Annotated in this window: 8 protein-coding genes; 3 read left to right on the forward strand and 5 right to left on the reverse strand. The window is 71.5% G+C overall.

Annotated features, from left to right (window positions below):
* Positions 1 to 165: 165 nt before the first annotated feature.
* From thiS to miaB, 3 genes are read right to left on the reverse strand one after another with little or no spacing between them, the layout of a single operon-like run.
* The gene (gene thiS / locus WME79_RS29555; RefSeq protein ID WP_437521623.1) at positions 166 to 366 is read right to left on the reverse strand and encodes a sulfur carrier protein ThiS; all 201 of its coding nucleotides are present in this window, start codon (positions 364 to 366) and stop codon (positions 166 to 168) included.
* Positions 363 to 947, reverse strand: coding sequence for a gamma carbonic anhydrase family protein (locus tag WME79_RS29560; protein WP_437521626.1), 585 nt, complete (start codon positions 945 to 947; stop codon positions 363 to 365). The genes thiS and WME79_RS29560 overlap by 4 nt, the downstream gene beginning before the upstream one ends.
* Before the next feature lies 1 nt (position 948).
* Positions 949 to 2,445: a tRNA (N6-isopentenyl adenosine(37)-C2)-methylthiotransferase MiaB gene (miaB, locus tag WME79_RS29565; protein ID WP_437521629.1), complete on the reverse strand. Its 1,497-nt coding sequence runs from the start codon at positions 2,443 to 2,445 to the stop codon at positions 949 to 951.
* A 260-nt stretch (positions 2,446 to 2,705) separates the two neighbouring features.
* Here miaB and WME79_RS29570 point away from each other — a divergent pair, with 260 nt between their 5' ends.
* The 3 genes from WME79_RS29570 (at position 2,706) to WME79_RS29580 (ending at position 6,400) form a co-directional block, all read left to right on the forward strand.
* A complete protein-coding gene (locus WME79_RS29570) occupies positions 2,706 to 4,541 on the forward strand; it encodes an AMP-dependent synthetase/ligase (RefSeq protein WP_437521632.1) in 1,836 nt (611 codons plus the stop codon).
* A 111-nt stretch (positions 4,542 to 4,652) separates the two neighbouring features.
* On the forward strand, positions 4,653 to 5,615 hold the full coding sequence (pip, locus tag WME79_RS29575) for a prolyl aminopeptidase (protein WP_437521635.1): 963 nt from the start codon (positions 4,653 to 4,655) through the stop codon (positions 5,613 to 5,615).
* A gap of 284 nt (positions 5,616 to 5,899) precedes the next feature.
* A complete protein-coding gene (locus WME79_RS29580; RefSeq protein ID WP_437521638.1) occupies positions 5,900 to 6,400 on the forward strand; it encodes a host attachment protein in 501 nt (166 codons plus the stop codon).
* Here the strand turns inward: WME79_RS29580 and WME79_RS29585 are convergent.
* The gene (locus tag WME79_RS29585) at positions 6,366 to 7,862 is read right to left on the reverse strand and encodes an OmpP1/FadL family transporter (protein WP_437521641.1); all 1,497 of its coding nucleotides are present in this window, start codon (positions 7,860 to 7,862) and stop codon (positions 6,366 to 6,368) included. The two genes, WME79_RS29580 and WME79_RS29585, sit on opposite strands and share 35 nt — an antisense overlap.
* 5 nt (positions 7,863 to 7,867) lie before the next feature.
* The gene (locus WME79_RS29590; protein ID WP_437521644.1) at positions 7,868 to 11,734 is read right to left on the reverse strand and encodes a hypothetical protein; all 3,867 of its coding nucleotides are present in this window, start codon (positions 11,732 to 11,734) and stop codon (positions 7,868 to 7,870) included.
* Positions 11,735 to 11,813 lie beyond the last annotated feature (79 nt).

Raw genomic sequence — 11,813 nt, forward strand, 5'->3', positions numbered from 1 at the left:
GCGCCGTGAGAAAAGAGAAGAAAAAAACGCAAAGGCGCGAAGGCGCAAAGTCGCAAAAATGCAGGGAGATTTTCTTCCCTTTTCTCGCGCCTTTTTGCGCCTTTGCGCCTTCGCGCCTTTGCGTTTCTTCTCTGCTTCAGCAGCCGCGCCGCAAGCCGAACAGCCTCAACCGCCGCCGACGAAATGGACGATCTCGACCACGTCCCCCTCGGCGAGCTCGGCGGCCGTGTGCTCGGCGCGCGGCACCACCTGGCCGTTGCGCTCCACCGCCACCGGCCCCTCGGTCAGCCCGAGCAGCTCGACGAGCCTCCGCACCGTGAGCGCCGCCGGCACGTCGCGCGCTTCCCCGTTCACCGTGATGTTCATGGCTTCCTCACCTCTCGCATCACCAAGCGCGCCGCGACCTCCGGCGGCTCGACGGCCTCGCCGGCGAGCGCCGCCCGGAAGCGCCGCGCGTTCTCCACGTAGCCCGCGGCGCCCAGCTTCCCGAGCTCGGCCTGGTCCGGCCGCACCTCGCCCACCACCCGGGCCGGGTTGCCGCGCACCATCGACCGCGGCGGGATCACACGCCCCGGCGGCACCACCGCGCCCGCCGCGATCACCGAGCACTCGCCGATCTCGACGTTGTCGAGCACGATGCTGCCCATCCCGATCAGGCACCCGTCCCCGACGAGGCAGCCGTGCAGGATCGCGCTGTGCCCGATGGTCACGTCGGCGCCGACGATCGTCTGCGAGACGCCGCCCGTCAGGTGCAGGCACGCGAGATCCTGCACGTTGGTCCGCGGGCCGACGCGGATCGCGCCGATGTCCCCGCGCAGCACCGCGCCGAACCACACGCTCGCCTCGTCGCCGAGCTCGACGTCGCCGATCACCGTCGCGTTCGGCGCGAGGAACACGTCGCGCCCGAGCCGCGGGGACACCCCGCCGAGGTCCAGGATGAGCGCCACCTCAGCCGCCCTCGGCGGCGACCACCGGCAGCGAGCGCCGGGCGGGCCGCGCCTCCAGGCCGCCCCGCTGCCGCGGCCGGGCCGCGGCGCGCGCCGCCTCGGTGAGCTCGGCCTGCAGCGAGTGCTTGTTCGCCCGCGCGATCGAGACCTCGACGACCTCGCCGAGCAGATCGAGCTCCCCGGCGCCGTCGATGTGCGCGATCTCGTGGCGCCCCGTCCGGCCGGACCAGAGCGCGCCGCCGGGTCCGCCGTGACCCCGCTCCTTGTCACGCCCCTCGACGAGCACCTCCTGCGTCGTCCCCACGAGGGCCGACAGGTGGGCGGCGAGCAGCGCCTCGCTCTCCTCGAACAGGCGCGCGAGCCGCTCGCCCTTCACGCCCTCGGGCACGTCGTCCGGCAGCTTCAGCGCAGGCGTGTGCGGCCGGCGCGAGTACTTGAAGCCGAACAGCCCCTTGAACCCCACCTCGCGCACGAGCGACAGCGTCGCCGCGAAGTCGTCCTCCGTCTCGCCCGGGAAGCCGACGATGATGTCGGTCGAGAGCGTCAGCCCCGGGACCGCCTCCACGAGCGCCCGCGTCCTCGCGACGTACTCGGCGCGCGTGTAGCGGCGGATCATCCGCCGGAGGACCCGATCGCTGCCCGACTGCACCGGCATGTGCACGTGGCGCGGCAGCACCGGGAGCTCGGCGTGGGCGAGGACGAGCGAGGGCGTGAGGTGCCGCGGGTGCGGGCTCGTGTAGCGCAGGCGCGCGAGGCCGGGGACGTCGGCCGCGACGCGCCGGAGCAGCGCCGCGAACTCGCTCTCGTCCGGGTCGTCCGCGCTCGCGCCCGGGGCCCGCGGCAGCGCGCCGAGCGGGTCGCGGTAGCTGTTCACCGTCTGGCCGAGCAGCGTGACCTCGCGCGTCCCCGCGGCCACGAGCGCCGCGATCTCGGCCACGATCTCGTCGCTCGGCCGGTACCGCTCCGGCCCGCGGGTGTGAGGGACGATGCAGAACGAGCAGCGCTCGTCGCAGCCCTTCATGACGGTCACGAACGCCGTCGGCGCGGCGCGCGGCGAGGAGGAGGACGAGGGCGACGGCGGCGACGCGACGAGGAACCGGGGCGCGTCGAGGTCGAACACCGTGCGCGCGATCGGCAGCCCGCCGATCGCGAGGTCGCCGAGCAGGCCGGGCAGCTCGGGGATGTTGTCGGGCCCCACCACGACGTCGATCGCGCGCATCTGCTTGAGGAGGCGCTCCCCCTCCTGCTGCGCCACGCAGCCCGCCACGACGAGCACCCGGTCCGCGCGCTCCCGCTTCCAGCGCGCGAGCCGACCGACCTCGCTCCGCAGCTTCTGCTCGGCCTTCTCCCGCACGCTGCACGTGTTGAGCACGAGCACGTCCGCCTCGTCGGCGCTGCCGGCCTCCGTGTAGCCGGCGCAGCGGAGCACGTCGTGCATCCGCTCGGAGTCGTGCACGTTCATCTGGCAGCCGAACGTCGTGATCGAATACCGGGGCATTGAAGCGATGCACGCTCTAACAGAAGGGGCCCGAGGCCGCCACCTCGCGCGCCAGGAGCCCCGCTCATCGACGGCGCACGCCGCACGCCGCGCGCCGCGCGCCGCTCCCCTCGCCCTCTCCAGCCGCCGCCCCCGCCCCACGGTCGCCCTCCGTCTCCAGCAGCCCCGGCGTCGGCGCGACAACAAGCGGCGCCACGCACCGCCAAAAGGACGCTGACGCGGCGCAGTACCATGTTAACAATCGGCTCGGGAGGAGACCGATGGCGAAACTGGAAAACCTGGTAGACCTGCTCGATCGCGCGCTGAAGCTTCATGGCCACCGGCCGCTGTTCGGCACGAAGACCGATGGCCGCTGGGACTGGATCACGTACGCAGAGTTCGGGCAGCTCGTCGCCAGATTCCGCGGTGGGCTGGCGTCGCTCGGCGTCCAGCGGGGGGATCGGGTGGCCCTCATCTCCAACAACCGCGTCGAGTGGGCGGTCTCGGCGTACGCCTGCTTCAGCATGGGAGTCGCCGTCGTGCCGATGTACGAGGCGCAGCTCCCGAGCGAGTGGGCGTTCATCATCAACGATTGCGAGGCCGTGGCAGCGATCGTCGCGACACCGCAGATCTACGGTAAATGCAAAGATCTCCCCGGGAAGGCGCCCTCGCTGAAGCACGTTGTCTGTCTGTTCGACCCCGACGGGGCGAGTGACGGCGTCCCCGGGGCGAAGACCAGCTCGTACAAGGAGCTCCTCGCCGCGGGCGAGCGGAGCCCGGCCCCGGCCATCATGCCGGCATCGAAGGACACGGCGTGCCTCATCTACACGTCGGGCACGACCGGCAACCCCAAGGGGGTGATCCTGTCGCACGCCAACATCGCCTCCAACGTCTGCGCGGTGCTGGATCTCATCCCCTTCGGGGGCGGCGATCGGAGCCTGTCGTTCCTCCCGTGGGCCCACTCGTTCGGCCACACCGGCGAGCTCCACGTGATGATCACGGTGGGCGCGTCGATGGCGCTGAGCGAGTCGGTCGACAAGATCGTCGCGAACCTCGCCGAGGTGCACCCCACCGTGCTGATGAGCGTCCCGCGGATCTTCAACCGCATCTACGAGGGCGTGCAGAAGCAGATGGCGGAGAAGCCCGCCGTCATCCAGGCGCTGTTCCGCGCCGGGATGCGCGCCGCGACGAAGAAGCAGAAGGGCGAGCCCCTCGGCCTCGTCGAGCGGCTCGCGCTCGCCGTGGCGGACCGCGTCATCTTCTCGAAGATTCGCGCCAAGTTCGGCGGCAAGCTGAAGTACGCCATCAGCGGCGGGGCGGCGCTCGCCTATCAGGTGGCCGAGTTCGTCGACGCGCTCGGCATCACCGTCTTCGAGGGCTACGGCCTCACGGAGACATCGCCCGTCGCCACCGTGAACTACCCGGGAGCCCGCCGCCTCGGCAGCGTGGGCAAGCCGATCCCAGGCGTGAAGATCGTCATCGACAGGTCGGAGACGCACGACCCGAAGCAGGGGGAAATCGTGGTCTACGGCCCGAACGTCATGGTGGGCTATTACAAGCGCGACGAGGAGAACAAGGCCGTCTTCACGGAGGATGGCGGCTTCCGCACAGGCGATCTGGGCTACCTCGACGACGACGGCTACCTCTTCGTCACGGGCCGCATCAAGGAGCAGTACAAGCTGGAGAACGGCAAGTACGTCGCGCCGGCCCCGCTCGAGGAGAAGATCAAGCTGTCTCCGCTGATCAACGGCGCGATGATCTACGGCGACAACCGCCCCTTCAACGTGGCGGTGATCGCGCCCGAGATGGCGGCGCTCACGGAATGGGCGCGGGCCGAGGGGATCTCGTTCGAGTCGACGGACGCGATGCTGAAGCACCCGCGGGTGGTCGCGCACGTCCAGGCAGAGGTCGACAGGTACGCGTCTGATTTCAAGTCCTTCGAGAAGATCAAGCAGATCGCCCTCGCGGCCGAGGATTTCACGGCGGAGAACGGGATGCTGACGCCGACCCTGAAGCTGAAGCGGCGCGTGGCGCTCCAGAAGTACGGGCCCGCGATCGAGGCGCTCTACGGCGGCGTGGGGAAGACCGCGGCGCGCGAGGCAGCGCAGCCCGGCTGAGCCTCCCGCGCCTCCCGCCCGGCGGTCCCTCTCCCCTCCCGGCGCGCCTTCGCGTAGCCTGGACGCGCCGGCGCGCGCGACGCGCGACGTCGACCGACGAACGGGAGCGGCATGACAACAATAGGCACCCAGAGGCGAACGCTGTATCCCGAGATCGAGCCGTACCGCGCCGGGAGGCTGCGCGTCTCCGATCTTCACGAGATCTATTTCGAGGAGTCAGGCAATCCGCGCGGCAAACCGGCGGTCTTCGTGCACGGCGGCCCCGGGGGCGGCACGGAGCCGAAGCAGCGGCGCTTCTTCGACCCGGCCGCCTACCGGATCGTGCTCTTCGACCAGCGGGGCTGCGGCAGGAGCACGCCGTACGCGAGCCTGGAGGAGAACACCACCTGGCACCTCGTCGCGGACATGGAGGCGCTCCGCGAGCACCTCGGGATCGAGCGCTGGCTGGTGTTCGGCGGCTCGTGGGGGAGCACGCTGTCGCTGGCCTACGCCGAGCGGCACCCGGAGCGGGTGACGGAGCTCGTGCTGCGCGGCATCTTCCTCCTGCGGAAGCAGGAGCTCGACTGGTTCTATCAGCGGGGCGCGAGCGCCATCTTCCCCGACGCGTGGGAGGAGTACCTCGCGTTCATCCCCGAGGCCGAGCGGGAAGACCTGCTCACGGCGTACCACCGGCGCCTCACGAGCCCGGACCCCGGGCTGCAGCAGCGGGCGGCGCGCGCGTGGAGCGTCTGGGAAGGGCGGACGAGCTGCCTGTTCACGAACCATGAGCTCGTCGCGAAGACATCAGGTGATGAGTTCGCCCTCGCGTTCGCCCGGATCGAGTGCCACTATTTCATGAACAAGGGGTTCTTCACGGCGGAGACGCAGCTGCTCGACGACGTGCACCGGATCCGCCATATCCCGACCGTCATCGTGCAGGGCCGCTACGATGTCGTCTGTCCGCCGGAGAGCGCGTGGGCGCTCCACCGCGCGTTCCCCGAGTCCGATCTGCGCATCGTGGCAGACGCAGGGCACTCGGCGATGGAGCCGGGCATCCTGCACGAGCTGGTCGAGGCGACCGACCGGTTCCGTTGACCGTCGGTCAACGAGCGCGGCCGCGGCGGCGCGGCCGAGCTCGGTGGATACGCCCGGTACACCAAACACCGTATTTCGCAGTCAACCACCTCCCGAGCGCCGCTCGCCCCCTCTCGCTCTCCACGAATTCAGGCCGCGCGCAGGTTGTCGAGTCTGCTGGAGCCTGCCTCTCGGGGTGCGATCCGGCCGAATTGCGTCGGACTTGGCTCTCCGGCCGCTTGCGCCGCGTGGGGTCGGTCTTTAACGTAAACCAAGGGAAGGGTTGATTCCCCCCGTGGAGGCTTATGGCGAAAAAGGCAGCACGGAAGACATGGATCCTGGTCTCCGACGCAAGCCGTGCCCAGCTCTATCGAGAAGAGCCTGCGGGCAAGGGCTTCACCCTGCTCGAGTCGTACAACCACGACGAGAGTAGGGCGCGCGTGCGGGATCTGATGGCCGACGCGCACGGCCGCAAGCCGAACGGCACCTCCAACGGGAACGGCAGCCTCGGCAGCGCCGCGGGGGGTCAGAACCTGGGCCGTCCCGGCGCGGCCCCGGACACCGATCCCAAGGAGGTCGAGAAGCAGAAGTTCGCCCAGGAGCTCGCGGAGGTGCTGGAGAAGGGGCTGAACGAGCACGCCTACGAGACGCTGGTGCTCATCGCGCCGCCGCACTTCCTCGGCCTGCTCCGCGGCACGGTGAGCAAGCAGGTCAGTAACCACATCGAGACGAGCGTGGACAAGGACCTGAGCTGGCTGGACGGCCCACGGCTCACCGAGCGGCTGCGCGAGCTGCGGGCCGGATAACGCCGCTCCCGGCTGCCTCGAACGTGTAAGCGACGCCGAGCCCGACGACGTTCGCCCGGGCGCTGTAGGCGCCGCCGTTGATCGTGTTCGGGCTCTCCGGCGGATTGGCCCGCACCGGGCTCACCTGCGGGAGCCGCGCTTCCCTCGGATCGACCCTCACGTCCGCAGCGAAGGCGTGCGCGTAGCTCGCGTCGAGGCGCCACCGGCCGAGGTGGACGCCGAGGCCGGCCGCCGTCGTCAGCTTCGTCGCGTCGATCGTGAGGACCGACAGGTACTCGGGCGGGACGGCGCTCTGCTCGAGGCTCACGCCGGCGCGCAGATCCCACCGCGCGCCCGCGAGATCGAAGGAATACTCGCCCCCGAGCCTCGCCGAGAGCGAGCTCTCGAAGCGCCGCGGGAACGAGACGGCTGGCACGCGGAACTCCTCCGGGAAGCCGGCGACGTTCCGGAGCACCACGCCGTCGGGCTCGACAAGGATGTCGTCGTGCATGCTCCAGCCCTCGACGCCGAGCCCGAGCTCCACGCGCAGGTCGTCGACGATCCGCGCCTCCACGCCGGCGCGGAGGACCCACGGCAGGTCGAACGCGACGTCGGCGTCCTCGCCCTCCTGGACGGCGCGCTCGAAGACGGGCGCCGCGGGGAGCCGCGCCCTGAATTTGGCCGGCGCGCGCACCCAGATGGGCAGCTGGAAGGCCAGGCCGACGCGCCAGCGCGGCGTCGGGACGAAGAGCGCCCCGAGCTGGCCCGTGGGCGCGACGATGGGCGCGACGCTGAGCTCGGAATGGATGTCCCACTCCGGATCTTCGGGCGCGCAGAACATCCGCTCCGGGAGGCACCCGGAGACCACCATCCGGCTGTTGAATGTGCCGACCAGCGCGCTGAGCCCGGCGCCGAAGCGCCACTCGGGCGACGGCGCGTACGCCGCCCCGACCCCAAGGAGCGCGAGCGCGGAGCCCTCGAGCGTGAGCAGCGCGTAGCGCTGGGGCGCCGGCGTGCCGTTCACCTGCTCCGGATAGCTGGAGAGGGCCGCGTACGGCGCCCACATCCCGCCCCAGACGACCCATCGCGGGTCGACCTTGAACGACGCCGCCAGCGTGGGGATCGGCAGCACCGGCGCGCTGCCGGTCACCGGATCCATCGTCTGCACGAAGCTCGCGCCCGTCGGCTCGCCGGTGTTCGGGTCGACCTGCCGTACGATCGCCTGGCGCGTGTGCCGGCTGCGCCACTCGAAGAGCCCGACGTCGAACAGGACCTGGGTGCCGGCCTCGTAGACGCCCGCGGGGTTGTAGGCGATCGCCCCGAGATCGTCGCCGCCGGCGATGTACGCCCCGCCGCGGGACGACGGGCGGACGCCGCGATCGGTGAAGTACAGCCCGGCGGCGCCGGCGTCGCCCGCGGACAGGAGGAGCGCCCCCGCGGCGGACGCCACGGAGAGCACGGCGCAGATCGTGGGCTTTTGCACGTGGATCACTCGTGCGGCCGGTTCTTGACGATGGCGTAGATCTGCTCGAGCCCGCGGGTCTCGTCCGTCAGGAAGTCCCTGGCCGAGACAAACAGCTGCCGGTAGTCCTCGGCCGTCAGCGGCGCGCCGCTCCCGGCCTCGATGCGGTTCACGTCCGCGAACGCGTCGAGGAACACGTCGAGCGGCGCTCGGCCGTCCGCCATCGGCGTCACGAGCGCCGGGAGCACGCGATCCATCGCGTGGTATCTGTCGTAGCGATCGTCGTTGAGCGCCTTCAGCGCCTTGAGCCCCGCGTCGGCGGCGCCTGGGCCGCCGGCGCCCCCCGCCGGGGTCAGCGCGGTCGACGCGGCCTTCAGGATCCGGCGCAAGGCGTCGTCGTCGGCGAGGAGCTGGAGGCCGTCGGCGAGCGTCGTCGGCAGCGCCTGGAGCGGGGCGCCGGCTGCGTCCGTGTCGAGCAGGTAGGTGAGGAACCGCTCGATCTCCCGCCGCGCCGGCTCGTGGGCGCGGACCGCCTCCATGACGTCGACGGCGGCGGCGAACAGCGGGTGGCTCAGGAGGTCGCTCACCGTCGCGCCGAGCTCCTTCTGCGCCCAGGCGCACCGCCTCGTCGTCTCGCGATCGGGGCAGTGGGCGTTCAGCTGCTCGCGGAGGACGCGCAGGACGAGGGCGCCCATCCTCGGGAGCGCGCGGTTCTTGAACCGGGCCTCAGGCCCCGACCCCTCGACCGCGAGCAGCGCATCGACGAGCTCGTCCACGCCGCGCTTCCACTGGCCCTCTCGCTCGGCGGCGTCGGGCGCATTGCGCTGCGCAAAGCGTGCGTCGATGCTGTTCAGAGCGCCGGCGAGGAGAGTGAACACGGTGAGCTGGTCCTGGACCCGACCATCCGCCCACGTGGTCTTCTTCTTCCCCCAGCGGTCGACCATGCCCACGCCAGCGGCGTAGCGGGTGCTGAAGAGGATGCGTGCGAGCTTCTCGAGGACCTGGGCCTTCGTCAGCGGCTGATCTGCCGCGGGGCCGCGCCGCACGGTCACGGACGAGTCGCGCGCCATCCGGGCGAACGCCACCGACGACGCGAGGACGTCCTCGGCCCGGAGCGCGTCGGCCATGAGCGGCTCGTAGGCGTTGGCCCCTGCCTCCGAGCAGTATGCGGTGTTGGTCTTGGGCGAGCCGGCCTTGATGCACTCCGGTCCGTGCTGCTTGCCCGGCCAGTGACGGTACGCCGTGCTGAAGAGATCGATCAGGATGTCCTCCCCCGTGGAATCCGGGGCGACGTCGGCGAACGCCGTCACGATGGGGCTCAGGTACTCGCCGAGCCCGCGCTGCTCCAGCAAGAAGGCCGTCCCCGGATGGCGCACCCGGATCAGGCCCTCGGGGGAGCTGCACTCGTTCACGCCCAGCGCGTTCCTCGGGCAATGGATCGTGCCGGCCGGCTCGAGCGTCCCCGAGATGAACAGGTTCGTTGTCAGGTTCCCGCCCGTTCCCGACAGCGCACGGAAGGGATCCAGATCCTGCAGCGCCGGGAACCTGTCCGAGTCGGCTCCGAAATAGATGAGGCGGTTCAGCGCGGCCGGGGTGGGGTGGCTCGTCAAGCCGTGGATGCCGCTCGAGGACTCGAGCACCGAGTCCGTCACGGCGAGCGCGAGGACCGTGGGCTTGACCTCGAGCACCGCCTTCTTGTCGTGCCCCTCCGGGAGGAGGGAGTCGAGGTAGAAGGCCGCCAGGTTGTCGATCTGGAACAGCTCGCACTCGGCGTACTCGACGAAGGGCACCGTGACCTCGAAGACGCTGACCACCGCGCCCTCCTTGTTGCACTGCCTGACGCCGGCGGTGTCGTGCATGAGCTGCATCAGCCGCTCCATGCCCGAGCGGTTGTCGCCAACCTTGGGCTTCTTCTGGTCCACGGGCGTCTTCGGGGCCGCCGTCGACGGCGCCCCGACCGTGAGGTTGATCGCTGGGCCGTTCAGGTCCGACGGGTTGTACGCGTACTGGTCGCGGCTCGTGAGCATCGCCGCGATCGCGTCGCCCGCGTGCCGCGCGCCGCCGCGCGAGGCGAGGAGCGCGTCGCTCCCGAGCGCCTCGAGCAAGCGCGCCACGAGCCCCGGCTGCTCGACGGCCCTGCCGAGCACCGCCGAGAGCTCGTCCCAGAGCGGCGCCTTGTCGTCGATCTGCGCAGGCGCCTCCTTGCCCTGGGAGGCCAGCCGGTCGTGCTCGCGCGCGACATCCCGGATGCGCAGCGCTGCGGCGGTCATGCGGGCGAGCTCCGCCTCGCGGTTCTCGAGCAGATCGATGAGCGTGAGCAGGAGGACGTCCGAGTCCTTGTCGGCGAGCACCTGGCCGACCGCGTGCGCGAGGTCGGCGAGCGGCGAGTCCTCGCCACGGAAGCGGCGGTACGACAGGCAGCCGTCGCACCGCTCGTCCGCGGGCACGATCCTGCCCCGGCGGACGTCGTAGCGGGCCTCCTCGCGGTCGCCGAAGAGCAGGTACGCGCCGGAGAGCGCGTACATGAGCCCTTCGTGCTCGGTCTTCCACGGCTCCGGATCGCCCTTGCCTGCGTACCGGGTCCCATCGACGAGCGGCACGATCGACCGCAGCGCCGCGCCGAGGACGGTGCGGGAGGTGTCGACGTAGGCGTAGAGCTCCGGCGAGAGGCCCCCGAACTGGTCCCGCGGCGGTTCGGTGACGCCGGGGATGGCGAACGGCGGTTCGATCGCGAGCGGCGCGCCGCTCCGGTCCACGAACCTGCCGGACGCGTCGACGTCGGCGAGGCCGTCGCGGTCGGCGTCGGCGAACGGCGCGGGGACCCCCTCGCCCTGGGGGAGGACCCACCCGCGCCCATCGCGGCGGGCGATGAAGATCGACGGCGGCGCGGCGAGCTCGGGGTGCTCTGCGAGCAGCGCCGCCTGCGCGAGCTCCAGGGTGGTGCGCGGGCGGCTCGGCTGCGCGGTGGCGGCGTCGACCGCGAGCGGCGCCCGCTCCGGCAGCGAGAGCGTGGCCAGCTCCTGCTCGCCGGCCGCGAGCAGCGCCTGGAGCGCGGGCGCCCCCGGGCCGCCGGGGCCGAGCGCGTCGAGCGCCGCCACGGTCATCGGGCGCAGCCCGGGGTACGCGAGCGCCGCGCCCACCATGCCGAGCCCCACCTCCGCCGGGCGATAGCCCTGGCGCCCCCAGATGCTCGCGAGGGCACAGACCGGCGCTCCCTGCCCCTCTGCCCGGTCGCAGGCGATCGGCGCCCGCTCCCGCTGCCTCTTCTGGTCGCCCTCCTGCAGGCTCGCGCTCTCCTCGCCGCCGTGGATGAGCGCATCCAGGAGCCGCGCGATCCCCCGGGTCGACGCGGGCAGGACCGCCGGCCCCGCCGCGTCGAACGGGTTCGTCTCGTAGAGCGGCGCGAGGGTCTGCGAGAGGCTCAGGACGGCATCGTGCAGCCGGATCTTGCCGCCCCCCTCGCCGGGCGCGACGTTGTCGATCTCGATGTCCGGCACCGCGGCGTTGACGGCGTCGATGAGGGCGTTGCGCCACCGCGCCATGGCCTCCACCTTCGCCACGCCCAGCCTGCGCGCCTGCTCCGCCCGCTCGCCCGAGACCGGTGGGAGGAGCGAGACGTCGACCTCGTCCTCGTACCGGCCCTCGCGGTCGTAGTGACAGACGCGCTGGTACGAGGCGCCCGTGTGGTCCTCGTGAAGGCTCGACGCGCCCACGCGGTCGCAGAGCATGCCGAAGACGTCGTCGCCCAGCCCGCCGCCCTCCGTGACCTTGGGAGGCGCCATCCGCGTCGTGTCGAGCGGCTCGTGACACGAAGCGATCGCCCCGCCGGCCGCGACGAGCGCGACCAGCCGGAGCACGACAGCGGCCGAGGAATCCAGCGCGCGCATGCGCATGACGACAACCTCCCCCAGTTGCCCCCAGGGTAGACGATTCCACTCCAGGTGCGTAGGGGCTTGGCGCCCCTGCGAGGGT

The sequence above is a fragment of the Sorangium sp. So ce726 genome (assembly GCF_051521405.1).
GTDB lineage: Bacteria > Myxococcota_A > Polyangia > Polyangiales > Polyangiaceae > Sorangium.

Excerpts from the sequence above, each read along its gene's own strand:
- thiS (WP_437521623.1), bottom strand. The coding sequence starts at position 366 with ATGAACATCACGGTGAACGGGGAAGCGCGCGACGTGCCGGCGGCGCTC.
- miaB (WP_437521629.1), bottom strand. The coding sequence starts at position 2,445 with ATGCCCCGGTATTCGATCACGACGTTCGGCTGCCAGATGAACGTGCAC.
- WME79_RS29570 (WP_437521632.1), top strand. The coding sequence starts at position 2,706 with ATGGCGAAACTGGAAAACCTGGTAGACCTGCTCGATCGCGCGCTGAAG.
- pip (WP_437521635.1), top strand. The coding sequence starts at position 4,653 with ATGACAACAATAGGCACCCAGAGGCGAACGCTGTATCCCGAGATCGAG.
- WME79_RS29580 (WP_437521638.1), top strand. The coding sequence starts at position 5,900 with ATGGCGAAAAAGGCAGCACGGAAGACATGGATCCTGGTCTCCGACGCA.
- WME79_RS29590 (WP_437521644.1), bottom strand. The coding sequence starts at position 11,734 with ATGCGCATGCGCGCGCTGGATTCCTCGGCCGCTGTCGTGCTCCGGCTG.